This is a genomic window from Oryzihumus sp. JJN4-3R (genome assembly GCF_057747915.1).
In genome coordinates this window covers 4064246-4089600 of sequence record NZ_CM173229.1, presented here as the reverse complement: position 1 = coordinate 4089600, position 25355 = coordinate 4064246, and the positions used below count along the sequence as shown (strand labels likewise).

Genomic DNA, 25355 nt, shown 5'->3' with positions numbered 1-25355 from the left:
TGGTCACCCGACCGACCGCGATACCCAGCCTCATCACGTCCCCTCGGAAGGTGACCACCCGTGCTGCAGACCGACCACTTCATCCGCTTCGAGCGGGTCGACTCCGTCGCCGAGACCGGGCGCGGCCTGCTCGCCGAGCTCCACCGCGAGCAGCTGCGGGTGGACGTCGTGCGCCCCGACGTCGTGCGCGTCAAGATCAGCCGCGGTGGCGTGTTCGACGAGGAGCCGACTTTCGCGGTATGCGTCGACCCCCTGGAGCAGCAGGTCGACTTCCGAGTCGAGCGCGACGAGGACCGGGTGCGGCTCGTCACCGACACCATGGTCGTCTCCCTGTGGCTGGACCCGTTCCGCCTCGACGTGCACCGCACCGACGGGACGCCGGTCGTCGAGACCGCCGCCGACGAGCAGGGCCGCTACTGGGCCTACGCCACGCTCAACGACTCGTTCACGGTGCGCCGCCGGTGCCGTCAGGAGGACGCGGTCTTCGGCCTCGGCGAGAAGAGCGGCCGGCACAACCGCAAGGGCCGCGACTTCACCCTCTGGAACACCGACGTCCTCAACGAGCACGAGACGGCCGAGTTCACCGCAGGCAAGGCGCCCGGCGACCCGCGCGGCGACCGCACCAGCGTCGAGTTCGACCCGTTCTACGTCTCGATCCCGTTCTTCTACCACCAGACCTACCCGGCCGGGACGATGGCGGCCTCGTTCGTCGACAACGGCTACCGCGGCACCTATGAGTTCGAGGCCAAGGACGAGTACCGCATCAGCTTCGCCGGCGGGCAGTACACCGAGTACATCTTCGCCGGCCCCGACATGCCGGCGATCCTGCGCGACTACACCTGGCTGACCGGTCGCACCGCTCCCCCGCCGCTGTGGTCGCTGGGCTACCACCAGTGCCGCTGGTTCGACTACAGCCAGGAGGCCGTCGAGGCCATCGGGCAGCGTCACCGCGACAACGAGATCCCCTGCGACGCCTTGTGGCTCGACATCGAGTACATGGACGGCTACCGCGTCTTCACCTGGAACACCGAGCGCTTCCCGGACGCCCCCGGGATGCTGGAACGCTTGAAGCAGCAGGGTTTCCGGGTCATCACGATCATCGACCCGGGCGTGAAGTTCGACCCCGGCTACGAGGTCTTCGACCAGGGCCTCGAGCGTGACGTCTTCTGCAAGACCGAGGGCGGTGACACCTACATCGGGCAGGTCTGGCCGGGCAACACCGCCTTCCCCGACTTCGTCACCGAGGAGGCCCGCGCGTGGTGGGGCGAGCTCAATGCCGCCCACGTGCAGTCCGGACTGGCCGGCATCTGGAACGACATGAACGAGCCGGCCACCGGCGCGATCCGCGCCAACACCATGCGGTTCGGCAACGGGAAGCACTCGCACGAGCGGTACCACAACCAGTACGCCCTGCTCATGGCCATGGGCACGACCGAGGGCCTGCTCAAGGCGATGCCCGAGCAGCGCACGTTCATCCTGTCGAGGGCGGGCTTCGCCGGCATCCAGCGCTATGCCGCCAACTGGATGGGCGACAACTTCTCCCGCTGGGACCACCTCCAGCTCGGCATCTCGATGGGCTCCGGCTTCGGCATCTCCGGGCAGGCGTTCGTCGGCGCCGACATCGGCGGCTTCGCCGGCAACTCCAACGCCGAACTGTTCCTGCGCTGGATGCAGTACGGCACGCTGACACCGTTCTGCCGCAACCACTCCGAGATCGGCAACGTCGACCAGTACGCCTGGGCGTTCGGCGATGCGGTGCAGGACATCGTCCGCGAGGCCGTCCGGCTGCGCTACCGCCTGCTGCCCTACATCTACGCCGCGTTCATCCGCGCCTCCGAGACCGGTGAGCCGGTGCAGCGCCCGCTGGTCTTCGACCACCAGTACGACGCCACGGTGCGCGACATCGACGACCAGTACCTCTTCGGCACCGACCTGCTCGTCGCCCCGGTCACCGAGGCCGCCGCCACGTCGCGGCAGGTCTACCTCCCGGCCGGCGACTGGCACGACTGGCACACCGGCGAGGTCCTCGGCGGTGCCCGCTTCGTCGTCGCCCCGACCCCGATGGACCGCATCCCGATCTACGCCCGCGGCGGCGCGGTCATCCCCATGTGGGCCGAGGCGCCGGACTCCACGGACGGTCACCACCCGCAGGTCGTCCAGCTGCACGTCTTCGTCCCGCAGGCCGACGGCACCCACACCTCGACCCTCGTCGAGGACGACGGCCTGACCTTCGCAGCTCGCGAGGGGGCCTGCTACCGCACGACATTCAGCCTCACACGCGCGGGCGACTCGGTCACCGTGGAGGCGACCGTCGAGGGCGACGGCTACCCCGAGTTCGCCCGCGAGGCGTTCCAGGTCGTCGTCCACGGCGCCGAGCCGGCGACGCTCGATGTCGACGGCACGCCGGTCGCCGCGGAGGACGGCAGCTTCGTCGTGCCGAACCGCGGCGAGGGCTTCACCGCCACCTTCACCGCCTGAGCCACCAGCCGGTATGCCGGGTGCCCGCCTCCGCGGGCACCCGGCCTCCGCGGGCACCCCAGCTCCACATCAGGCCTCGGCCACAACCTGGCCTCCGCAGCCCCCACGCGGGCCCATCGCCGGGTGATGACGGAGCGTCGCCGCGTGTCCGGGTGGGCAGGACGCCTGCGCCGGGGCAGGATTCGAGGAATGGCTGCCGAGACGACCCTGCACCCCGTCACTGCCGACCAGCATGAGCTGATGGAGCGGCTGGACCAGCTCTACCGCCACGACCTCTCGGAGTTCCGTGACGCCCTGCCCGACGAGGACGGCCGGTTCCGCACCCGCCTGCCCGACTACCTGCCTGAGGTCCCCGACCCCGACCGCCGCGCCTACCTGGTCCGTCACGACGGCGTGGTGGCGGGCTTCGCCCTGATTCGAGGCCTGGTCGAACCGCCCCGCATCCTGGGCGAGTTCTTCGTCATCCGCCGGTTCCGGCGGCACGGCGTGGGGCACGCCGTCGCCCGCGAGCTGCTCCGCCGCCACCCGGGCCCGTGGCAGATCGCCTTCCAGGAGGAGAACCCCAAGGCCGCGCGCTTCTGGCGCCGGGTCGCCACCGAGGCCGTCGGGTCGGCCTTCCGAGAGGAGCTCCGGCCGGTGCCGGACAAGGCCTGGCTGCCCCCGGACGTCTGGCTGTTCCTCGACACTGCTGACAGCACAGCCGACAGCACCGCTGGGCAGACCGCCGGCTGACGGCTCACCGGACCGGCCTCACCGGCCCGGGCGAACCAGCCCGGCCTCACCGGCCCGGGCGAACCGGCCCGGGCGAACCAGTCGGCCTCACCAGCGCAGCGGCCGCCGGTGCAGGTTCTCGGCCAGCCACGCCTCGAGCTGGGCGAGCGCGTCGAGCAGGACGATCAGCTTGATGCGGGCCACCGGGTAGAGCTCGACGAGGTTCTCGATCTCGGCCTCGTCGCCCTCGACCGTGATCGCGTAGGCCCGGCCCTCCACGTGCGGTCCGGTGTCGCGACCGCCGCCCCTGGCCGCCGCGACGGCGAGCTGGGTCCGCAGCTCGCGGGCCCTCCCCGCGTCCGGGCCGACGTCCCAGCCGATGAAGCTGATGATGACCTCGTCCCGGGGGGTCGAGTCGACCAGGAGCGTCCCCTGGGCGCTCCACGCGAAGTCCAGCTGCACCGGCCGTGTCCTCCTGTCGTGACCTCGGGGCGACCCCCCGCAGCGGTGTCCGTCGCCGGTCGGTGACCGGCCGGCATACCGCCCGGGAACCGCCGGTGACGGCGGGTCGCGTCCCCTGACGGTACTGCGGCAGGATGCGGAGACACCGACCGGGAGGATCAGTCATGCCGCAGTACAAGGTCGTCGAGCTTCGCGAGGGGCTCATGGGAAGCAAGATGTCCGGCGCCAAGCTGGAGAAGGTCCTCAACGAGCACGGCGCCGCGGGCTGGACGCTCAAGGCCATCACGGCGGTCGAGGTCAAGGGCCGCGTCGGGCCCGGCGGCGTGGAAGGCGTGCTGGTCACCTTCGAGAAGCCCTGAGGACGCGGGTATGCCGGGCCGGCACCTTCCGCGGCCCGTGAACCCGGCCTCGCGCTGAGGCCTACGGCTGTCCTACGTCGCCTCGTCCTTTCATCGGACCCCGCCGCACTGTGCGGTTCCTATGGTTCCGACATGAGAGCCACGACCGCCTTGACCGCCCTGGCCCTCCTGGGGGCCTCCACCGCGCTCGCCGCGCCCGCCCAGGCAGCGACCACCTACAAGGTCAAGGTGACCTGCACGGTGCCGGCGAGCCAACCCGAGCGCCAGCTGGCGCCCAACTGGTGCCTCAATTACCTGCCCGACGGAACGCAGACCTTCACCGCCAAGGTCACCAACGGCTCCGGCAAGGCCGTGCCGAACGTTCAGGTGACGTGGAGCGACAACGCGAGCAACGCCGCGTTCCGGGCGACGAACAACCCCTGCACCACCGGCAAGAACGGCACCTGCTCCGACGAGATCGTGGTCAACCACCCCAAGGTCGGCCAGAAGATCACCGTGACCGCCACGGTGGGCGGCGCCTCCGGCAAGGGCTACCTGAGCTTCGCCAAGGCTCCCTGAGCAGCCAGCCCCCGGCAAGCCCCGAGCAGTCAGCCCGACAGGGTCACTCGGGCTCGCCGCGGATCTCCGCGTCGCTGACCTCGGGCTCCCCGGGCGTGCGGGCCAGCTCCTGGACCCGGAACCGGCGCCCGGAGACCACGGCGGCGTCGATGCGCACGAAGCGGGGCTTGGGCAGGTTGTGCCAGGGGAAGAGCGGCAGCCCGACCACCTCGAGCACGTCGTAGAGCTTGGTGACCTCTTCGGCGCGGCCCTTCACCACGACGCTCCACGCGTTGCCGGTGACCGGGTCGTAGCCGTCGACCTCGAAGGCGACCGGCTGGCCGACGGCCGCCGACAGCTTCGTGCCGGCCGCCGTGCGGAAGACCAGGCTGCCCCGGTCGACGACGTGGTTGACCGGGAAGATCTCGGGATGGTCCTCGACGATGACCGCCATCCGCCCCACCACGGCCTCCCGGAGCAGGACCCAGCACTCCGACGTCGTCAGCTCTGCCGCGGGCACCCCTTCACCACTGGTCATGGCTCCATGGTGCTCCGGTGCACCTCCGGGGTCAGTGCCGAAGGTCCCCGGCCCCGGCCCCGGCCCGGTCCCGGGGGGTGTTCGGCCCGCCGCGCCGCGGTGCCGGCACGGGCGGCAACGGGCCGCCGTGGCTGAACCGCGAGGCCCGCCGGTGGACCTGGTGCGCGACGTCCCGGGGCCGGGGCAGGACCGGCGCCGGGCGGTGGTCGGCGAAGAACACCCGCTTGCCGCCCTCGATCAGGGCGAGGTAGGCGACGACCATGATCGCGACGACGGCGAGGAAGTCCGCCGGCGGCGTGGTGAAGCCGAGCACCTCCGACAGCGGGCTGACCGTGATGAGGACCCCGACCGCCACGACGGACGTGGCGGCGACGGTCAGCGGTCGGCTGGGACGACTGCGCCAGAACGGGATCCGCCGGGTGCGGATCGCGAAGATCACCAGCGTCTGCGTGGCCAGCGACTCGATGAACCACCCGGTCCGGAACAGCTCCGGGCCGGCGCGGAACACCCCCAGCAGCACCGCGAACGTCATGAAGTCGAACAGCGAGCTGAGCGGGCCGAAGAACACCATGAACCGCCGGATGAACGCCACGTCCCAGTGAGCCGGCCGACGCAGCCGCTCCGGGTCCACCCGGTCGGAGGGGATGGCCAGCTGGCTGGAGTCGTAGAGCAGGTTGTTGAGCAGGATCTGCGAGGGCAGCATCGGCAGGAACGGCAGCACCGCCGAGGCCGCCGCCGCGCTGAACATGTTGCCGAAGTTGCTCGACGTCCCCATCAGGACGTACTTGATGGTGTTGGCGAAGATCCGCCGGCCGCCCACGACGCCGTCGGCGATCACGCCGAGGTCCTTCTCCAGCAGGATGATGTCCGCGGCCTCCTGCGCCACGTCGGTGGCGCCGTCCACCGAGAGCCCGACATCGGCGCTGTGCAGGGCCAAGGCGTCGTTGACGCCGTCGCCGAGGAAGCCGACGACGCGACCGTCCTTGCGCAGCAACCGGATCAGGCGCGCCTTGTCCTCCGGCGACACCCGGGCGAAGACGCTCGCCGTCCGCGCACGCTCGGTCAGCTCGGCGTCACCCAGGGCCGCCACCTGCGCCCCGGTCAGCACGTCCGTGGCGTCCAGCCCGACGGCTGCGCAGACCGTGGCCGCGACGACCGGGTTGTCCCCGGTGGCCACCTTCACCGACACGCCCAGCCCGGCCAGGCGGCTCAGGCACTCCCCCGCACTGGCCTTGGGCTGGTCCAGCAGGACGAGGAAGCCGCGCAGCTCCAGGCCGGCCTCGTCCGCCGTGGTCACCGCGGCCGCGTCACCCACCCCGCGGGTCGCCACGGCCACCACCCGGTATCCCGCGACGAACCGCGCGTGCAGGCTCGCCTCCGCCTCGGGCGGCACCGCGGCGCACCGCGCCAGGACCGACTCCGGGGCCCCCTTGGTGACCAGGAGCGGACTGCCGTCCGGGGTCTGGACGAGGGCCGAGCTCAGCCGCCGCTCGTGGTCGAAGGGGAGCACCGCGAGGTGGCGGAACGCCAGGACCCGGCCGGCCACGGGCGCCGAGGCGGCCCAGAGCGCCGCGTCCAGGGGGTTGCCGGCCGCCCCGGCCAGCTCCGCGGCCGTGTGCTCACCGTCGAGCCCGACGTCGGTGGCGAGCAGACCCAGGGCGAGGACCTCGGCGGACTCCTGGCCGCGCCCGTCGACCGCCTCCACGAGGCTCACCCGGCCGTCGGTGAGCGTGCCGGTCTTGTCGGTCACCAGCAGGTCCATGTCGCCGAGGTCCTCGATGCAGACCAGGCGCTTGACCAGGACGCGCTTGCGCGCCAGCTGCTTCGACCCGACGGCCAGGCTGGTGCTGACCACGGCCGGCAGCAGCTGCGGGGTGATGCCGACGGCGATGGCCAGCGAGAACAGGACCGACTCCAGGAACGGCCGGTGCAGCAGCAGGTTGGTCAGCAGGATCAGCGCGGTCAGCGCCGCCGCCACCTGCAGGAGCAGGCCGGAGAACCGGCGCAGCCCCACCTGGAAGTCGGTCTCCGGCTGCCGCTCCCCGAGCTGGAGGGCGATCCGGCCGAACTCCGCGCGGGCACCGGTCGCGACCACCACCCCGGTGGCGGTGCCGCCCCGGACCACCGTGCCCATCAGCGCGCAGCTGGTCAGGTCAGCGATGCCCGCGCCGGCCGGCGCCGGGGCGGTCGCCTTCGTGACGGTGTCGGACTCCCCGGTGAGCACCGCCTCGTCGCACTCCAGCCCCTGGACCGAGAGCAGCCGCACGTCGGCGGGGACGATGACCCCGGCGGACAGGTGGGTGACGTCGCCCGGCACGACGTCCTTGACGTCGACCCGGACCGGCCGGTCGTCGCGGACCACCACGACGGTGTGCCGCATCAGGTCGTGAAGTCCGGCGGCAGCCCGCTCGGCGCGGTACTCGTTCGCGAACCCCAGACCGACGCTGGCGACGAGGATCGTCCCGATGATCACCGCGTCGGTGGTGTTGCCCACCAGGGCGGAGATGCCGGCGGTCACCGCCAGGAGCAGCAGCACCGGGCTGCGCAGCTGCCGGGCCAGGACGCCCAGCGCGGCGGCGTGGTGGGTGCGGACCGCGTTGGGACCGCACTGCGCCAGCCGCGTCAGGGCCTCGGCGCCGGTGAGTCCGTCCGGTCGGGCATCGAGCCGCGCGAGGACGGCTCCGGTCTCGAGTCGGGCCGCCTCCTCCACCGGCAGGCCGGTGGGCGGCACCGCCTCAGTCGGCCTGGTCGGTCAGGCGCATCCGCTGCTCGAGGTAGGCGTCGAGCCGCTGCATGTCGCGCCGCGCCGCGTCGAGGTCGCCGTGCGCGCAGGCGTCCTGCCAGTGACGACCGACGGCGGCCAGGACACGGTCGAGGTCGACCAGGGACACCGACTGCTCGGACTTGGTCTTCATCTCGCACCACCCGTGATCGTCTGGGAATGCCTCTTGGCTGATTCCTTTGTAGGGGAACGAATCTGCGACGGCAGGGCCGTCAGTCCCAGATGACCCACAAATAGCCCACGGGACTAGTCCGGCGGATCATCCGTCCGTCGTACCGCGTCCGGCCCATGGCTACGACGGGTGTGGTCCCTCTTCGACGCAGCGCAGGCCCCGCCGTGTGGGACCAACGGCACTACCCCGGCTGTGCGGCGCCCACCCACCATCGGGGCATGAGGTCAGACCCCCGGCGATGCAGCGTGCTCTCCCCCGGAGGCGCCTCATGGCGCTGAACGCGGCCCCCGAGCCGCCGATCCCCTGGGTGCTGGACTTCGCCGACGGCGACCGCTCCATGGCCGACCTGCTGGGAGGCAAGGGCGCCAACCTGGCCGAGATGACGCGGCTCGGCCTGCCGGTGCCGCACGGCTTCATCGTCACCACAGCCGCCTGCCGCGAGTACCTCCGCGTCGGCACCGAGCCCCCAGGGCTGCCGGGGCTGCTGGACGAGCACCTCGCCCGGCTGGAGCGGGCCGCGGGTCGCCGCCTCGGTGACGCGGCGGACCCGTTGCTGGTGTCCGTGCGCTCCGGCGCCCGCTTCTCGATGCCCGGGATGATGGAGACGGTGCTCGACGTCGGCCTCACCGACACCACCGTCGAGGGCCTGGCCCGGCGGGGCGGCGAGCGCTTCGCCTGGGACTGCTACCGCCGGCTGGTGCAGATGTACGGCCGCACCGTCCTCGGCGTCAAGGGCGGGCTCTTCGAGCAGGAGCTGGCTGCCGCCCGGACCCGCCTCGGGGTGAGCCACGACGGCGAGCTCGACGCCGCGACGCTGCGCGGCCTCGTCGGGACCTTCCGCGCCATCCTGCGGCGCGAGGTGGGAGAGGACCTGCCCGACGACCCCCGCGAGCAGCTGCGCCGTGCTGTGCTGTCCGTCTTCGCCTCCTGGAACGTGCCACGCGCCCGGTTCTACCGCCGGCAGGAGGGCATCGCCGACGACCTCGGCACCGCGGTCAACGTGGTGGAGATGGTCTACGGCAACACCGGGCCCCGCTCGGGCAGCGGCGTCTGCTTCACCCGCGACCCGGCGACCGGTGCGTCCGGCGCCTACGGCGACTACCTCACCAACGCCCAGGGCGAGGACGTCGTCAACGGCAGCCGGGCCACCGTGCCCCTGGCGCGGCTCGCGGATCTGGACCCCGCGGCATACACGTCCCTGATGGGGCACCTGCGCACCCTGGAGTCCCACTACCGGGACCTGTGCGACGTGGAGTTCACCATCGAGGACGGCCGGCTGTGGATCCTGCAGACCCGGGTCGGCAAGCGCACGGCCGCCGCCGCCTTCCGCATCGGCTGCGCCCTGGTCGACGAGGGCCTGATCGACCTCGACGAGGCGCTGCGCCGCGTCGACGGTCACCAGCTCGCCCGGCTCCTGCACCCGCAGCTCGGCGACACCACCGGCCATGCCGTCCTCGCCACGGGGCTGCCGGCCAGTCCCGGCGCCGGCGTCGGGGTAGTCGCGCTCGACTCCGCGACGGCCGCGCAGTGGGCCCGGGAGGGCCGCGACGTCGTCCTGGTCCGCCACGAGACCAGCCCCGACGACCTGCCCGGCATCGTCGCCGCCCGCGCCATCGTGACCGCCCGCGGCGGCCTCACCTCCCACGCCGCAGTGGTCGCCCGGGGCATGGGGCGCCCCTGCGTCGTCGGCGCCTCCGAGCTGGTCATCGACCTCGAGGCCCGCACCGTCACCACCGGCGCCGGGACCGTCGTGCGCGAGGGCGACCCGGTCTCCGTGGACGGCCAGACCGGGCGGGTCCACCTCGGCCTGGCGCCCGTGCAGCCCAGCACCGTGATGACGACCCTGCAGGCGGGTGGGTCACCGGACGGCGCCGAGGTCGACCCCGTCGCGGCTGACGTGCTGCGCCTGCTCGCCCATGCCGACGCGCGGCGGCGGATCGGCGTGCGCGCCAACGCCGAGACCGGGACCGACGCCGAGGCCGGCCGCCGGTACGGCGCCGAGGGCATCGGGCTGTACCGCACCGAGCACACCCTGCTCGGGGAGCGCCGGGTCCTCGTCGAGCGCCTGGTCCTCGACCACGACCGCAACGGCGCCCTGCGCGAGATGGCCGAGCTCGCGCGGGCCGACCTGACGACGGTGCTCGAGATCATGGACGGGCTGCCGGTCGTCGTGCGCCTGCTCGACCCGCCCCTGCACGAGTTCCTGCCCGACCTCACCGAGCTCGCCGTCGAGGTCGCCGTCAACGAGGCCACCGGGGTGGACGACCCGGTCGCGCAGGAGCGGCTGGCGGCGGTCCGTCGCTGGCACGAGGCCAACCCGATGCTCGGCCTGCGCGGGGTGCGCCTGCTCGCGGTGCTGCCCGAGCTCGTGGACATGCAGGCACGCGCCGTGGCCCTGGCCTGCCTCGACCTGCGCGAGCGGGGCCTGGACCCCCGCCCGGAGGTCATGGTCCCCCTCGTCGCCGACCCGGCCGAGCTGGCGCACGTGCGGGCCCGGACCGAGGCCGCGATCGCCGCCGTGGCGGCCGAGCGGCAGCAGTCCCTCCGCCTGCCGGTCGGGGTGATGGTCGAGCTGCCGCGTGCCGCGCTGACCGCCGCCCGGCTGGCCCTCGTGGCGGACTTCTTCTCCTTCGGCACCAACGACCTCACCCAGACCACCTGGGGCATGTCACGGGACGACGCCGAGACGGGCTTCCTGCAGGCCTACCGGGAGCTGGGCCTGCTCACGGTGAACCCGTTCGCCACCATCGACCCCGACGGCGTGGGGCGCCTGGTCAGCCTGGCGGCCCGCGATGGCCGCCGGGCCCGCCCCGACCTCGGCCTCGGTGTCTGCGGGGAGCACGGCGGCGACCCGGAGTCGGTGCGCTTCTTCGCCGCGGCCGGGGTCGACTACGTCTCCTGCTCACCGCTGCGCGTCCCCGTCGCCCGGCTCGAGGCCGGCCGGGCAGCAGTGCTGGTCCGCGACGCCGAGGGGGCCTGGGCCGACACGCGATGACGGCGACGGGCGAGCGGTTGACGGGGCTCACCGGGGCAGAGGCGCAGCGTCGCCTCGCCGAGGTGGGCCCCAACAGCGTGCCTCCCCCTCCTCCCCAGCCCGTATGGCGCCGGGTCATCCGGGCCGTGCGCGACCCGATGGTGCTGGTGCTCCTCGCGGCCATCGTCCTGACCCTCGCCACGGGCGACTTCGCCGACGCCGCCGTCATCTCGGCCGTGGTCCTGGTGAACACCGTCCTGGCGGTGCGCCAGGAGGTCAACGCCGACCGGGCCGTCGCGGCGCTGTCCGCGATGGCCGCCCCCCACTGTCGGGTGCTGCGGGACGAGGTGGAGCGTTCGGTGCCGTCGGCCGAGGTGGTCCCCGGTGACGTCGTGGTGCTGACCGAGGGCGACCTCGTGCCCGCGGACGCGACCCTGCTGGAGAGTGCCAGCCTGCGCGTGGACGAGTCCATGCTCACCGGGGAGTCCGTGCCGGTGGACAAGGCCCCCGGCCCGGCGGGAGGCGAGAGCGCGGGCGGTGACGTCTCCGGCGAGGGGAGCGCGGACGGTGCCGTCGAGGCGGGGATCGTCAGCGCGGGGACCGTCGTCGTCCACGGCCGCGGGGTCGCCCGGGTCAGCGCCACCGGTGCCGACAGCGCCATGGGCCGGATCGCGGCCCTGCTCGGCGGCCCCCCGGTCCCGACGCCGCTGCAGCGCCGGATGGCCCAGCTCTCCGCGGTCCTCGCGACCGCCGCCGTGGCACTGTGCGCCCTCGTCCTCGTCATCGGGCTCGCCCGCGGGGAGTCGCTGGAGACGATGGTGCTCACCGCCATCAGCCTCGCCGTCGCCGCGGTCCCGGAGTCGCTTCCCGTGGTGGTGACCGTCAGCCTCGCGCTCGCCGCCCGCCGGATGGCCCGCCGTCACGCGGTGGCCCGCAACCTGGCTGCGGTGGAGACCCTCGGGTCGGTCACCCTGCTGGCCACCGACAAGACCGGCACCCTGACCCGGGCCCGGATGGAGGCCGTCGACAGCTGGCTCGCCCCCGGGGTGCTCGACCGTGACCTGCTGCGCGCTGCCGCGCTGTGCAACGACGCCCGGGTCCCCACCGACGGCGGGCGCGAGCTGGGCGACCCGACCGAGGTGGCGCTCCTGCACCTGGCCCGGGCCGCCGGCGTGGATCCCGACGCCCTGCGCCGGGCCTACCCGCGCCTGTCCGAGCGGGCCTTCGACCGGCAGCGCATGCGGATGAGCACGACCCACGAGTCCCTGGTGCCGGGAGGCCCCGCGGTCGTGGTCTGCAAGGGGGCCCCCGAGAGCGTCCTCGACCCCCACGTCCTCGACGAGCCTGGCGAGGTGCTCGAGCAGGCCCGGCAGCGCAGCCAGGCCATGGCCGACGAGGGCTGCCGGGTGCTCGCCCTGGCCGAGCGCGAGCTCGGCGACCCCGCCGCCGACCCCGTTGCCGTCGCCGACCCGGAGTCGTCGATGCGGCTGCTCGGCCTCGTGGCGCTGCACGACCCCCCGAGGGACGGGGCGGCCGCGACCATCGGCGCGTGCCACCACGCCGGGATCGACGTCGTGCTCGTCACCGGCGACCACCGCGCGACCGCCGACGCGATCGCCCGTCAGGTGGGCATCCTCGGCGACGGCGCCGTGATGGCCCGGGCCACGCCGGTGGACAAGCTCGACGCGGTCCGCCGGTGGCAGGCCGACGGCCACGTGGTCGCGATGACCGGTGACGGGGTCAACGACGGCCCGGCCCTCAAGCGCGCCGACATCGGGGTGGCCATGGGTGGGCGCGGCACCGAGGTGGCCCGTCAGGCCGCCGACCTGGTGCTGGCCGACGACGACATCGGCACCGTCGTCGCCGCGGTCGAGGAGGGGCGGCGGGTCTACGCCAACATCCGCCGGTTCCTGCTCTACGGCATCGCCGGCGGCACCTCCGAGGTCCTCGTCATGCTGGCCGGCCCCTTCCTCGGCAACCCGCTGCCGCTGCTGCCCGCCCAGATCCTCTGGATCAACCTGCTGACGCACTCCTTCGTCGGTGCGGCCCTGGGTTCCGAGCCGGTGGAGGCGGGCTCGATGAGGCGTCCCCCGCGCAGCCCGCGCGAGGGCGTGCTCGGCGGCGGGCTCTGGTGGCGCATCCTCCTCGTGGCCGCCCTCCTGGCGGCGGCGTCCCTGGTGGTCGCCGCCCGTGCCCCGGCCGACGTCGCCCGCTCGGCGACGCTCCTGGCCCTCGGGGCCGGGCAGCTCGGCGTGGCCTGGGGGGTGCGCAGCAGGCCCCGTGCGGGCGAGCAGCCCAACCCCGCCCTGGCCGCGGCCATCGGCGGTGCCGGCCTGATGCTCGTCGCGCCCGTGGTGCTGCCGCCGCTGCAGGCACTGCTGTCGACCACCACCGTGCCGGGCTGGGGCTGGGCGTTCGCCGCGGGCGCCGCCCTCACGGCATACGTGCTGACCCGCATCCTCCGCAGCGAGCCGCGCTGACCCCCTTCAGGCGGCCGGCGCTCAGAGCGGCACGGACCAGCGCAGCACGGTCCCGGTCGGATCGCCCCGGCGGACCTCGAAGCTGCCGCCGCTGGCGAGCGCGCGGCGCTCGAGGTTCTCCAGCCCGCTGCGCACCGCGTCCGGGTCGGCACCGATGCCGTCGTCGCTGACCTCCACGGCGAGGTCGCGGTTGACGGTGACGTGCACCTTCACCGAGCTCGCCTTGGCGTGGCGCACGACGTTGGACAGGCCCTCGCGCACCACGGCGACCAGGTCGACCTCGGCGTAGTCCGGCAGGGCGACGAGCAGGCCCTCGACCACGAACTCCGGGACGAAGCCGAGGCTCTCCGCCGCCGCGGCCACGATCTCGTCCAGCTCGCCCCGCACCCCGGCGCTGAAGTCGGGCCGGTGGAGGGCGAAGATCGAGTTGCGGATGTCCTTGATGGCCGCGTCGAGCTCGTCGACCGCGTCGTCGATGCGGCCGCGGACGGTGCTGTGGGTGGCCAGGCGGGAGGCCGACTGCAGCGACAGGCCGGTGGCGAAGAGCCGCTGGATGACGTGGTCGTGCATGTCGCGCGCGATCCGGTCGCGGTCCTCCAGCAGCACCGTGCGGGCGCGCTCGCGCTGGGCCCCGGCCGCCTCCAGCGCCAGCCCGGCGAGCCCGGCGAAGGTGTCGAGGTCGGGCAGGCTGGCCGTCGCGGTGGACTCGGCGCTGGCGTCCCACGCCACGATGAGCACGCCGAGCTCGGCCTCGCCGACCGCGATCGGCACCAGGGCGGTCGGGCCGGCCGGGTCGATCGCCCCCAGCTTGCGCGCGGCGGTCACCATCGCCGGCTGGGGGCGCTCCTCCCCCGGCCCCGGCACGAGCAGCAGGGGCTCGCGACCGGACATCAGCTCGCCCCACTGGTCGCCGCGCAGGAGGGCCCCGACCGCGGCGGTGTCATCGACGGCCCCGTCGATCGCCCGCACGACCAGCCCCTCCTCGTCCTGGATCCCGACGGCGGCGAGCTCGGCGCCGGTCAGGGAGCGGACCCGCTCGACCATCAGGCCCAGGGCTGAGCTCTCCCCCCGGCCCTCCAGCAGCGTGCGGGTGATCTGGCCGGTGGCCTCGGACCACTCCCGCTGCCGCCGGGCCCGCTCGTAGAGGCGGGCGTTGTCGATCGCGACCCCGGCGTTGGCCGCGAGCGCGATGAGCATCGACTCGTCGTCGGCGGTGAACTCGCTGGCCCCGACCTTCTCGGCCATGTAGAGGTTGCCGAACACCCGGTCCCGGATGCGGATCGGGGTGCCGAGGAAGCTGTGCATCGGCGGGTGGCCCGGCGGGAAGCCGCTGGACTCCGGGTGCGCGGCGATGTCGCGCACCCGCCGGGCCCGCGGGTCGTGGATGAGCAGGCCGAGCATCCCCCGCCCGCGCGGCGGGTCGCCGATCGCGGTGCGCTCCTTGTCGCTCAGGCCGTGGGTGATGAACTCGCTGAGATGCTCCCCGTCAGGCCCGAGCACCCCGAGCGCGCCGTAGCGGGCGTCGACGAGCTGGCAGGCCGAGCGCACGATGCGCGCGAGGACGACCGACAGGTCCAGGTCGGCGCTGACCGCCACCACGGCGTCGAGGAGGGCACCGAGCCGCTCCTGCGAGCGCTGCGCCATGCGCGCCCTGCCGCGCAGCTGTTCGAGCAGGTCCTCCAGCTCGAGGGCAGCCGGCCACGGCGGACCTTCGCCGAGGTCGAGCCTGTCCGCACTCACCTTCTGATACTAGGCACAACCGGGCAGTCCCTGGCCGTGCCTTTGTCGTAGGCAGACCCGCGCCCGACCGGTGAGCTCGCCAACCGGGTGTGCAAAGCGGTCCCGGACTACCCGCGCAGCCTCCGCAGGCCGACCCGCCACGGCAGGTCGGGCGACGGGGCCACCCGGATCCGGGCGTCGATGACCAGCGGTCGGTGCTCGCCGACCAGGACGGGGTTGAGGTCCATCTCGACCACCTCCGGCACCGCCTCGAGCAGGAGTGACACCGCCCGGACGATGCGGGTCAGGGCGTGCGGGTCTGCCGCCGACTGCCCGTGCCCGCCGCGCAGGGCGGCAGCGCACCGCAGCCCGCGCAGCATCCCGGCCGCCTCCGGCTCCGGCACCGGCGCCAGCGCCCACGCCCGGTCGGGGTCCACCTCGGCGTCGACGCCACCACGGCCGACCATGACCAGCGGGCCCCAGTGCGGCAGCCGCACCCCGCCGATGACCAGCTCGGGGCGGCCGTGCACCTGCGGCTGGACGACGAAGTCCGTGACCGCGCCGTCGAGCCGGACCAGCATCTCCCGGGCGGCGAGCCTGACCTGCGCGGCCGAGCGCAGGCCCATCGTCACGGCACCGTGGACGCTCTTGTGCAGCAGGGTCGGCCCGCGGCCCTTGAGCACCACGGGGAAGGGCAGCATCGCGGCGGCCTCGGCGGCGGTGCCGGGGTCGTCGGCCTCGATGAGCGGCACGAGCTCGATGTCGTGCTCGCGCAGCAGTGACCGGGTCTGCGCCGGCGTGAGCCAGGTCCCCTCCGGCGAGGCCGTCAGCGCCTCATGGACCACCGCGCGGGCCACGCCCGCCCGCTCGGCGGCGACCTCGACCGGCGCCGGCAGCGACGGACCGGCCGGCGCACCGGCTCCCACCTCACCGGTGCTCGCCCCGGCGGAGCGCTCCTGCGCCCACGCCGCCCAGCGCACGGCGTTGCCCAGGGCGCGGACCGCGTGCTGCGGGTCGGCCACGGCCGGGACGACGGTGCCCGGGCTGGCGGCCAGCTCCACCCCCGAGGCGACGAGCGTGACCTCGGGGTGGTCGCGCGAGGCCTCGTCGAGCAGGTCCCGCACGATCGGTGCCGGCACCGGCTCCAGCGCGGTGACGACGGCGACGACCGCGTCGACGCCGGGGTCCTCGGCCAATGTGGTCACGGCCGCGCTCAGCTGGGCGAGGTTGGCCGCGGCGGTGGTGTCCACCATGGGCCCGATCGTCGCGGTGCGCGGGAGCAGGCTGCGCAGCCGCATGCACGTGTGCTGGGTCAGCTCGGGGGCCACCAGCCCCTCCTGAGCGCAGGCGTCGAGGGCGAGCACGCCCGTCCCGCCCGAGTTGCCGACGACGACCGTGCGGGCACCGCGCGGTGGGCGCTGCCGGGCCAGGACGGCGGCGGTGTCGACCATCTCGGTCAGGGACTGCATCTGCAGGATCCCGGCGCGACGGCACAGGGCGTCGATGGCCGCCTCGTCGGCGGCGGCCGCGCCGGTGTGGCTGTGTGCGGCGCTGGCGGCCACGGCGGAGCGGCCGCCCTTGACCAGCAGCACGGGCAGCGAGCCGACCATGGCGCGGGTGCTGCGGACCACCTGCTCGGGGTCCTCCAGGCTCTCGATGTGGACCAGGGCCACCGTGGTGTTGCGGTCCTCCGCCGCCCACGCCAGCAGGTCGGCCGGGCCGACGTCCGTGGAGTTGCCGATGGTCACCAGGGTCGAGACGCCCAGGTCGCGCTCGGCGAGCATCGACACCAGCGTGTCCGCCACCGCCCCCGACTGGGCGATGATCGCCACCGGCCCGCGGGCCGGGCTGCGGGGCAGGAAGCTCGCATCCAGCCGCACCCCGCGGTCGGTGTTGCACAGGCCGATGCAGTTGGGCCCGAGCAGGCGGATGCCGGCCTCGCGGCAGATGGTCCGCAGCTCGGCCTCGGCGGCCGCACCGTTGTCGCTGTCACCGAAGCCCGAGCTCAGGACGGCCATCGCGCCAACCCCCCGGGCGGCACAGTCCCGGGCCACCTGGAGCACCGACTCGGCGGGGACCGCGATGACGGCCAGGTCCACCGGCCCCGGCAGGTCGGTCACCGACCGCTGGGCCACCACGCCGGCCACGGGGTGGCCGCGACGGTTCACGGCATACAGCTGGCCGCGGAACTCCCCGCGGCGCAGGTGCATGAGCACCTGGTGGCCGACGCCGTCGCGGCGCGCCCCCGCCCCGACCACGACGACCGACCGCGGCTTGAGCAGCGGCGTCAGCGAGCGCACCACCGAGGCGCGCTGGCGGTCGGCGACGGCGCGGTCCAGGTCGGCCGGGCCGCGTAGGGACAGCGTCACGGCCAGGGTGTCCCCGCCCTCGACCTCGGTGTGCAGCGGGAGCCCGAGGTGGGTGAAGACCTCCAGCATCGTGCTGTTGGTGCGCAGCAACCACGCGGCGAGGGTGCGCACCCCGCGGCCGCGGGCCCGTGCCACCAGGTCCTCCAGCAGCAGCGTCCCCAGGCCGCGTCCCTGGTGGGCGTCGTCGACGAGCAGGGCCACCTCGGCCGAGGTCGGCGAGAGGCGGTGCGTGGTGGCGATCCCGACGACTTCACCGCGCCAGGAGGCGACCACCGCGTCGAGGGTGCGGGCCGGGTCGAGGACCTCCTCGACGTACTCCGTCGCCACGGGACGGGCCGCGGTGAAGAAGCGCTGGTAGGCCGACCGCGGGGACAGCTCCCGCACGAGGTGCACCAGCGCGGCCCGGTCGGCCTCGACGACCGGGCGCAGGCGCAACGTCACGCCGTCCCGGCTCAGGGTGTCGTAGGCCCCCTGGTCGGGCAGCGGCGGCGGGTCGGCGTGCGACCGCGATGCGCGGCGGTGGGTGGGGGCGGGTGTGGCAGTCGGCATGACCGGGTCCTCCTGGGCGGCTGGTTCCCTTCCACCGTGGCCCGGATCGGGACAGACCGGGCAGGCACAAGGTCCCCTGCGGGGCCACCCGCAGGGCGTTCAGCCGGCCCCGGGAGGACCAAGTGCCCTTTCCCGCCGCGGCCCCACGCCACGACGGTGGGGGTGTCCGGAACCGCCAACTGACCACCGTCCGCCGAGGGGAGCCCTGATGCGCGCCGCCCTCCTGCCCGACTACAAGGCCGACCTCGTCATCGACGAGGTGCCGGTGCCCGACCCCGGGCCGGGCGAGGTCCTGGTCCGCGTCGCCGGGGCCGGGCTGTGCCACCTCGACCTGCACCTGGCGGCCGGCGACGTACCGGTCCTGCCCCGCTTCCCCTGGATCCTCGGCCACGAGGTGACCGGCTGGGTCGAGGCGCTGGGGCCCGGCGCGCACGGCTTCGAGCATGGGGAGCCGGTCGCCGTCCACGGGGGCTGGGGCTGCGGCATGTGCCGGCTGTGCCTGAGCGGCGAGGAGCAGCTGTGCGCGACGACCTCGTGGGTCGGTGTCGGCCAGCCGGGCGGCTACGCGGAGTACCTCGTCGTCCCCGCCCCGCGCCACCTCGTGCCGCTGGGCGACCTCGACCCCATCAGCAGCGCGCCGCTCACCGACGCGGCCCTGACCGCCTACCGCGCCGTCCGCCGGGCCCTGCCCCGGCTGGTCCCCGGCACCACGGCGGTCGTCATCGGGGCCGGAGGGGTCGGCCAGTATGCCGTGCAGATGGTCCGCGAGCTCAGCCCCGCCGACGTCGTGGTCCTCGAGCCCGCCGAGACGCGCCGCACTGCGGCGCTCGAGCTGGGTGCCACCGCGGCCCTGCACCCCGACGACAACGCCGTGCCCGACCTGGACGGCGGCGCCGCCGCCGTCCTGGACCTCGTCGGGTCCGAGCAGTCTCTCGCCCTGGCCGGGCGCCTGGCGGCCGCCAAGGCGGAGGTCGTCGTCGTCGGGCTCGGCCGCGGCACGCTGCCCGTCGGGCCGCTGACGGCTGCCCCGGAGGTCCGCATCGGCGGCTCCCTGTGGGGCAGCCGCACCGAGCTGGGTGAGGTCGTCGAGCTCGCCCGCACCGGCCGCCTGACCACCCGTGTCCACGAGCGCGACCTGTCCGCCGTCAACACCGCGATGCGCGACCTCGCCGGCGGGGAGGTGGACGGGCGCATCGTGCTCGTGCCCTGAACCCCGGGCGACCCGCCCGGCCCACACCGCATCCTCACGAAGGAGAGACCATGGCCCGCACGCCGGTCCCGCACGGAAGCATCGTCGTCGGACTCGACCCCTCCGCCAGCGGTGACGCTGCCCTGGACTGGGCCGTCAAGGAGGCGTTGCGGCGCAACCTTCCCCTGCACCTGCTGCACGCGTACTTCCACGAGCTGTGGCTCGCCGCGCCCCCCGAGCGGCCGGCCTCCCTGGCCCGCACGGACGAGGTCGTCCAGGCCGCCGTCTCCCGCGTGCGGGCCGTGGCGCCGGAGCTGACGCTCACCTGGGACGTGCCGCTGGGCGCGGCCGCGGGCGAGCTGGTCGCGGCCTCCGCGCACGCCGACACCGTCGTGGTCGGGGCCCGCGGCCGCGGCGCCGTCGCCGGCGTCCTGCTGGGCACCGTGTCGCTGACGGTCGCCATGCACGCCCACTGCCCGGTGGTCGTCGTGCACGGCGGGGCACCGACGGAGGGCCCGCAGGCCGGGCGCGTGGTCGTCGGGGTCGACGGCTCCGAGCACTCCGGCGCAGCGGTCGGCTACGCCTTCGGCCAGGCCTCCTCCCGGGGCGTCGGGCTGACCGCCGTGCACTGCTGGTGGCTGCAGATCTCCGAGGGCGAGATCGCGGGGACCGCCGAGCCGCAGGGTCCCGCCGACGTCGCCGAGTCCGGCCGGCTCGTCGTCGCCGAGGCGATCGCCGGGTGGCGCGAGAAGTACCCCGACGTGGACGTGCGCGAGCTGGTCCTCCAAGAGTTCCCGGTCGAGTCGCTGGTCGCCCAGTCCGAGGGCGCCGAGCTGATGGTCCTCGGCAGCCGCGGCCAGGGCGGGTTCACCGGACTGCTGCTGGGCTCGGTGAGCCAGGGCGTCCTGCGCGCGGCCCACGGCCCCGTCGCGGTGGTGCGCCCGAGCGCGTAGCCGCCACCCGGCATACCGACGAGGCGTCCCCACCCGGGCGGGTGGGGACGCCTCGTCGTCGAGCTGTCGACGGGTCGCGGAGTCGACGGGTGGGCGCGTCGGCCGGCGCCCGGGTGGCCGGGCTACTCGAGGTGGGCGACGGTCAGGACGTCGCACGCGGCGTGGTCCTGGACGTAGCTGGCGACGTGGTCGACGGCATCGGGCTGGTCACGCCCGACGACGAGGATCCCGGCGGCCTGGCTGCGCTCGCACAGGATCCGGCCGGCCTCGCCCTCGAGCACCTCGAACGAGCACGGCACCCGCGACTGGCCGCGCAGCGCCCGCAGCGCGGCACGGAAGGTGCCGCGGTCGGCGTCGGCGCGTTCATCGTCGCTCAGCCCGGTCGGGAGCACCTGGATGAAGCGCACCCGGCTGCCGCGACGAACGGCCTCGCGGACGGCGGCCCGTGCGACCGCCTCTGCCGAGCCGTTGTGGACCAGCCCGGCGACAACGTCGCCGACCACCGGGCTCCTCATGGGAGCCACGCTGGTGGCGGTCTCGTTCACAGTCATGCGCCCACTGTGACGAGAGGGACCTGACCGGGTCAGGGCCGAACGTCCCCCGGCGCCGGTCAGGACCAAGTGCCCCCCGCCGCCGATCCCGGCCCCGGACCATGACGCTCATGACGACCACGTTGACGTTCCTCGGCGCCGCCGGCACGGTGACCGGCAGCGCGTTCCTGCTCGAGCGGGACGGTCGGCGGGTGCTCGTCGACTGCGGGCTCTACCAGGGCGAGCGCGACTGGCGGCGGCGCAACTGGGAGCCGTTCGCCGTCGACCCGGCCTCCATCGGCGACGTGGTGCTCAGCCACACCCACCTGGACCACTGCGGCTACCTGCCCGCCCTGGTCCGGCAGGGCTTCACCGGGCCGGCCTGGTGCACCGAGGGCACGGCCGCGCTGGCGGCGATCGTGCTGCGCGACAGCGCCCACCTGCAGGAGGAGGACGCCGAGAACGCGCGCGAGGCCGGCTACTCCCGGCACGAGAAGCCGATGCCCCTGTATGACGGCGCGGACGCAGAGCGCGCCATCGAGGCACTGCGCGTGTGCGGGTACGACGAGCAGGTGCCCCTCGCCGACGGCGTCTCGCTGCGCCTCGGCCGGGCGGGCCACGTCCTCGGGTCCGCCTCGCCACGGGTGGAGCTCGGCGGCACCGGGGTGCTCTTCTCCGGCGACCTCGGCCGGCCCGCGCACCCGCTGCTGCGGCCCCGCGAGGACCCGCCGGCGGCGCGCACCGTGGTCATCGAGAGCACCTACGGCGACCGGCACCACGCCCGGCCCGACGCGGAGCCGCACGCCCCGCTGGCCTGGGCGATGCGCCGGGCCGCCGACCAGCGGGGGGCCGTGGTCATCCCGGCGTTCGCCGTCGACCGCACCGAGCTGGTGCTGCGCGCCATCAGCGACCTGCGCCGGCGCGGCCAGGTCCCCGACCTGCCCGTGTTCGTCGACAGCCCCATGGCCCTGGCCGCGCTGGAGGTCTACAGCCGTCCGGGCACGAGGGGGGAGCTGCGCCCCGACATCGGCCCCGAGCTGTTCGACCTGCCGCGGGTCAGCGCCGTCCGCAGCGTCGAGGAGTCCATCGCGCTCAACTCCCCGCAGGAGCCGTGCGTGATCGTCTCGGCCTCGGGCATGGCCACCGGCGGCCGGGTCGTCCACCACCTGCGACACCTGCTGCCGGAGCGGCGCAACACCGTGGTCCTCACCGGCTACCAGGCGGTCGGCACCCGCGGGCGCGACCTGGCCGAGGGGGCGCGCCAGCTGAAGATGTTCGGCCGCTACGTGCCCGTCCGCGCCGAGGTCGTCATGGACGACGGGTTCTCCGTCCACGCCGACGCCGGCGAGCTGATGGCCTGGCTGAGCCGGCTGCCCGAGCCGCCGGAGACCGTCTACGTGGTGCACGGCGAGCCGCCGGCCTCCGCGGCCCTGGCCCAGCGGATCCGTGACGAGCTGGACTGGACCGCGGTCGTGCCCCGGTTCGGCGAGCGCGTCCGGGTCGACTGAGCACGTCGGCTGAGCACGTCGGCTGAGCACGTCGACTGAGCACCCGGCCGAGCGGCCGTGGCGGGGCTGAGCCCCCGGTTCGGGCACCCCGCCCGGGCACCCCGGGGGACCTTCGACCCTGCCCTCCCCTCCTGCCCGCGGGCGACCGTGGGCACACTCCCCCCGCGTGACCTGGAGGCACCCATGGATACCCCGGACGTCCCCGGCCCGGTGATCACGGTCGGCAGCGACCTGACCTCGCGCGCCACGACGGCGCTGCGCTGGGCCGCCGAGGAGGCGCGGCGCTCCGGTGCCCGGCTCCAGCTGGTGACCGTCTGGCACGCCGGGGTCGCCTCGCACGAGGTGATGCCCCCGGCCGCGGAGCGCGCCTCCCTGATGGCGGACGCGCTGGCCGAGGCCGGGATCGACCCCGGTGACGCCTCCGTCGTCATGCTCGAGGGCCGGGCCGGGCCCACCCTGGTCGAGGCAGCCCGCGGGTCCCGGCTCCTGGTCGTCGGCTCCGCCGGCCACGTCGGGGCGCTGGGGGCCATGTCCGGCAGCGTGAGCCGCTACTGCGTGCGTCACGCGCCGTGCCCGGTCGCCGTCGTCGGACCCGCCGCCGGCCCCGGGCCGGTCGAGCGGGTGCTGGTGAGCGGTGCCCTCGACCCGGATGGGTCCACCTTCCACTGGGCCGTCGCCCAGGCCCGACGGGACCACGCCGACGTGCACCTCATCGACTCCTGGTACCTCGAGCCGATCGTGCCCTCCTACCCCGAGCTCGACCTCCGGGTGCGTGAGGAGGCCCGCGACCGCCACGCCCAGATGCTGCGCCGGCTGGAGCAGCTCTCCGGCGGCAGCGTGCGCGTCTCCGAGTCCCTGGTCTCCGGGCACGCCCGGGACGTGCTCCAGGCCCGCACCCGGTCGCGGGACCTGCTCGTCCTCCCGTATGCCGCGTTGCACCACATCTCCTTCGTGCACGGCAGGTGCCCGGTCATCGTGCTGCCGCCGGAGGTGCCGGCCCCCGCCCGCACGCCGGTCACCGAGGCCCGCGCCACTGCCACGGAACCGACCTCCTCCGCCGTCCCGCTCGCCTGATCGCGGCGACCATGAGCAGCCCCGTCGCCCAGCGGACCGGGTTGCCGGTCGCCTCGCCCCCCGCCCTCGCCGTGATGACGCGGGGGCTGACCAAGCGCTACGGCACGGCCGTCGGGATCGAGGACCTCGACCTGGAGGTCCGCGTCGGGGAGGTCTTCGGCTTCCTCGGCCCCAACGGCGCCGGCAAGACCACGACGATCCGGATGCTGCTCGGGCTGATCCACCCCACCGCCGGCACCGCCACGATCATGGGGATGGACGTCGTCGGCACCGGCCCGCGGATCCGGGCGCACATCGGCTACGTCCCCGGCGACCTGGCCCTCTGGGAGCGGATGCACGGCCACCAGCTCCTCGCGCTGCTGGCCGAGCTGCGCGGAGGCCTGCCCGAGCGGTCCTGGCGCTCGCTCGCCGAGCGCTTCGACCTCGACCTGCGGCCCCGCGTGCGCGACCTCTCCCGGGGGAACCGGCAGAAGCTCGGGCTCATCCAGGCGTTGATGCACGAGCCCGACCTGCTCGTCCTGGACGAGCCGACCAGCGGCCTGGACCCGATGGTGCAGGTGCAGTTCCATGCGGTGCTGCGCGAGTGCGTCGACCGCGGGGCGACGGTCTTCCTGTCCTCGCACGTGCTCGCCGAGGTGGAGCAGATCGCCGACCGGGCCGCGATCGTCGCTCGCGGACACCTGCTGGTGGTCGATGACATCGAGGCCCTGCGCGGACATGCCCGGCGCCGCATCGACCTGGACTTCCCCGGCCCGGCGCCCGGCGAGCTGGCAGGTGTGCCGGGGGTCAGCGACCTGCGCCTGGTCGACGGCCGGGCCAGCTGCACCGTGACCGGCACGCTCACCGAGCTGCTCAGGGTCGCCTCCGCCCACGGCGTCCTGGACGTGCACACGCACGAGCCCGACCTGGAGGACGCCTTCGTCGGCTACGTCTCCGGCGCCACCGGCCAGCCGTCGGCACCCAGCCCCGACACCCCCGGGAGCGCACCATGAGCGCCGCCACGCAGCCGGTGATGCCCAGCACCACCCAGCACGAGCTGGTCACGCCGACCGCCCTGCACCAGATGCTGGTGCTGACCCGGCGCACCCTCGTCGAGCGCTGGCACTCGTTGCTGGCCTGGGGACTGGGCGTCGTCCTGCTCGCCGTGCTCCAGCTGTCGGTCTACCCCTCTGTCGCCAGCTCGCAACAGGCCATGCAGGACTTCCTGGCGCAGTATCCCGAGGGGCTGCGCCAGGCCTTCGGCCTCGAGGACTACGCCACCGGCCCGGGCTACCTGCACGCCGAGCTGTTCTCGATCATGGTCCCGATCGTCCTGATCTCCGTTGCCGCCGGGGCCGGGGCCGCTGCCACCGCCGGGGAGGAGGAGCGCGGCACGGCCGACCTGCTCTTCTCGCTGCCGCTGTCCCGCGGTGCGGTCCTCGCCGGCAAGGCCGCGGCCATGGTGCTCGGGGTCCTCGCGGTCGCCGGCGCGCTGCTGGTCACCCTGCGCATCGGGGCGGGAGTGGTCGACCTGCAGGTCGACACCGGCAACCTCGTCGCCGCGACCGCCATGTCCTGCCTGCTGGCGCTGCTGTTCGGCGCCCTGGCCCTGGCCGTGGGAGCCCTGACCGGCCACCGCGGCGCGGCGACCGGGTCGGCGATCGGGCTGGCGCTGGTGGCCTTCCTCGTCGAGGTGCTGGGTCCCCTGGCCGACTGGCTCAAGCCGTGGCAGCGCTGGTCCCCCTTCCACTGGGCCCTCAGCGGCCGGCCCCTGGCCCACGGGTTCGACCGCGGAGGGGCCCTGGCCCTCCTGGCGGTGACGGTGCTGCTGGTCGCCGCCGCCGCCTTCGCCCTGCACCGCCGGGACCTGCGCACGAAGTGAGACCCGGGTGCCCGATCCGGGGCACCCGTTCCGGGGCCTCCGAGCGGGCCCGCTGGCCGTCCACGGAGTGAAAAGGGACCTTGTCCCCCTTTTGTCCCCACCGGGTCCGG

19 protein-coding genes are annotated in these 25355 nt (G+C 74.5%); 12 read left to right on the top strand and 7 right to left on the bottom strand.

Going from position 1 to position 25355, the window contains the following annotated elements; genetic code table 11:
- Positions 1 to 60: 60 nt before the first annotated feature.
- Together AC3ANM_RS19495 and AC3ANM_RS19490 are read left to right on the top strand one after the other, a co-directional pair.
- The gene (locus AC3ANM_RS19495; RefSeq protein ID WP_488286068.1) at positions 61 to 2478 is read left to right on the top strand and encodes a glycoside hydrolase family 31 protein; all 2418 of its coding nucleotides are present in this window, start codon (positions 61 to 63) and stop codon (positions 2476 to 2478) included.
- A 189-nt stretch (positions 2479 to 2667) separates the two neighbouring features.
- A complete protein-coding gene (locus tag AC3ANM_RS19490) occupies positions 2668 to 3210 on the top strand; it encodes a GNAT family N-acetyltransferase (RefSeq protein WP_488286067.1) in 543 nt (180 codons plus the stop codon).
- Between the two features lie 87 nt (positions 3211 to 3297).
- Here AC3ANM_RS19490 and AC3ANM_RS19485 read toward each other — a convergent pair whose 3' ends face one another.
- Positions 3298 to 3651 carry a hypothetical protein gene (locus AC3ANM_RS19485; RefSeq protein ID WP_488286066.1) on the bottom strand — a complete coding sequence of 118 codons (354 nt, stop codon included), beginning with the start codon at positions 3649 to 3651 and terminating at the stop codon, positions 3298 to 3300.
- A gap of 164 nt (positions 3652 to 3815) precedes the next feature.
- On the opposite strand from AC3ANM_RS19485, the gene AC3ANM_RS19480 reads away from it, so the two are divergent.
- Both AC3ANM_RS19480 and AC3ANM_RS19475 read left to right on the top strand, forming a co-directional pair.
- Entirely contained in the window at positions 3816 to 4010 is a 195-nt protein-coding gene (locus AC3ANM_RS19480) for a DUF4177 domain-containing protein (RefSeq protein WP_488286065.1), read from the top strand.
- Positions 4011 to 4142: 132 nt separating this feature from the next.
- The gene (locus tag AC3ANM_RS19475; protein ID WP_488286064.1) at positions 4143 to 4568 is read left to right on the top strand and encodes an Ig-like domain-containing protein; all 426 of its coding nucleotides are present in this window, start codon (positions 4143 to 4145) and stop codon (positions 4566 to 4568) included.
- A gap of 43 nt (positions 4569 to 4611) precedes the next feature.
- Here the strand turns inward: AC3ANM_RS19475 and AC3ANM_RS19470 are convergent, their stop codons facing one another.
- Genes AC3ANM_RS19470 through AC3ANM_RS19460 form a run of 3 tightly spaced genes read right to left on the bottom strand, consistent with a single transcriptional unit; the run spans position 4612 to position 8000 of the window.
- On the bottom strand, positions 4612 to 5085 hold the full coding sequence (locus AC3ANM_RS19470) for a pyridoxamine 5'-phosphate oxidase family protein (protein WP_488286063.1): 474 nt from the start codon (positions 5083 to 5085) through the stop codon (positions 4612 to 4614).
- Positions 5086 to 5116: 31 nt separating this feature from the next.
- Positions 5117 to 7816 carry a magnesium-translocating P-type ATPase gene (gene mgtA / locus AC3ANM_RS19465; protein WP_488286062.1) on the bottom strand — a complete coding sequence of 900 codons (2700 nt, stop codon included), beginning with the start codon at positions 7814 to 7816 and terminating at the stop codon, positions 5117 to 5119.
- 4 nt (positions 7817 to 7820) lie between these two features.
- The gene (locus AC3ANM_RS19460) at positions 7821 to 8000 is read right to left on the bottom strand and encodes a hypothetical protein (RefSeq protein WP_488286061.1); all 180 of its coding nucleotides are present in this window, start codon (positions 7998 to 8000) and stop codon (positions 7821 to 7823) included.
- Positions 8001 to 8307: 307 nt separating this feature from the next.
- On the opposite strand from AC3ANM_RS19460, the gene ppdK reads away from it, so the two are divergent.
- Together ppdK and AC3ANM_RS19450 are read left to right on the top strand one after the other, a co-directional pair.
- Positions 8308 to 11034, top strand: coding sequence for a pyruvate, phosphate dikinase (ppdK, locus tag AC3ANM_RS19455; protein ID WP_488286060.1), 2727 nt, complete (start codon positions 8308 to 8310; stop codon positions 11032 to 11034).
- A complete protein-coding gene (locus AC3ANM_RS19450) occupies positions 11031 to 13493 on the top strand; it encodes a cation-translocating P-type ATPase (RefSeq protein ID WP_488286059.1) in 2463 nt (820 codons plus the stop codon). The genes ppdK and AC3ANM_RS19450 overlap by 4 nt, the downstream gene beginning before the upstream one ends.
- A 21-nt stretch (positions 13494 to 13514) precedes the next feature.
- On the opposite strand, the gene AC3ANM_RS19445 is transcribed toward AC3ANM_RS19450, so the two are convergent.
- Positions 13515 to 15233, bottom strand: coding sequence for a GAF domain-containing sensor histidine kinase (locus tag AC3ANM_RS19445; protein ID WP_488286058.1), 1719 nt, complete (start codon positions 15231 to 15233; stop codon positions 13515 to 13517).
- A 107-nt stretch (positions 15234 to 15340) separates the two neighbouring features.
- Positions 15341 to 18130: a bifunctional acetate--CoA ligase family protein/GNAT family N-acetyltransferase gene (locus AC3ANM_RS19440; protein WP_488286057.1), complete on the bottom strand. Its 2790-nt coding sequence runs from the start codon at positions 18128 to 18130 to the stop codon at positions 15341 to 15343.
- 208 nt (positions 18131 to 18338) lie between these two features.
- Here AC3ANM_RS19440 and AC3ANM_RS19435 point away from each other — a divergent pair, with 208 nt between their 5' ends.
- On the top strand, positions 18339 to 19340 hold the full coding sequence (locus tag AC3ANM_RS19435; protein WP_488286056.1) for an alcohol dehydrogenase catalytic domain-containing protein: 1002 nt from the start codon (positions 18339 to 18341) through the stop codon (positions 19338 to 19340).
- Between the two features lie 50 nt (positions 19341 to 19390).
- Positions 19391 to 20272 (top strand): universal stress protein, encoded by an 882-nt coding sequence (locus tag AC3ANM_RS19430; protein ID WP_488286055.1) that lies wholly within the window; start codon positions 19391 to 19393, stop codon positions 20270 to 20272.
- 122 nt (positions 20273 to 20394) lie between these two features.
- Here the strand turns inward: AC3ANM_RS19430 and AC3ANM_RS19425 are convergent, their stop codons facing one another.
- Complete coding sequence (locus tag AC3ANM_RS19425; RefSeq protein ID WP_488286054.1) at positions 20395 to 20823, bottom strand: hypothetical protein; 429 nt, start codon at positions 20821 to 20823, stop codon at positions 20395 to 20397.
- A gap of 110 nt (positions 20824 to 20933) precedes the next feature.
- On the opposite strand from AC3ANM_RS19425, the gene AC3ANM_RS19420 reads away from it, so the two are divergent.
- The 4 genes from AC3ANM_RS19420 (at position 20934) to AC3ANM_RS19405 (ending at position 25245) form a co-directional block, all read left to right on the top strand.
- Positions 20934 to 22310 (top strand): MBL fold metallo-hydrolase RNA specificity domain-containing protein, encoded by a 1377-nt coding sequence (locus AC3ANM_RS19420; RefSeq protein ID WP_488286053.1) that lies wholly within the window; start codon positions 20934 to 20936, stop codon positions 22308 to 22310.
- A gap of 183 nt (positions 22311 to 22493) precedes the next feature.
- Positions 22494 to 23384: a universal stress protein gene (locus tag AC3ANM_RS19415; RefSeq protein ID WP_488286052.1), complete on the top strand. Its 891-nt coding sequence runs from the start codon at positions 22494 to 22496 to the stop codon at positions 23382 to 23384.
- Between the two features lie 11 nt (positions 23385 to 23395).
- Positions 23396 to 24376 carry an ABC transporter ATP-binding protein gene (locus AC3ANM_RS19410; protein ID WP_488286051.1) on the top strand — a complete coding sequence of 327 codons (981 nt, stop codon included), beginning with the start codon at positions 23396 to 23398 and terminating at the stop codon, positions 24374 to 24376.
- On the top strand, positions 24373 to 25245 hold the full coding sequence (locus AC3ANM_RS19405; protein WP_488286050.1) for an ABC transporter permease subunit: 873 nt from the start codon (positions 24373 to 24375) through the stop codon (positions 25243 to 25245). The genes AC3ANM_RS19410 and AC3ANM_RS19405 overlap by 4 nt, the downstream gene beginning before the upstream one ends.
- Positions 25246 to 25355: the final 110 nt, after the last annotated feature.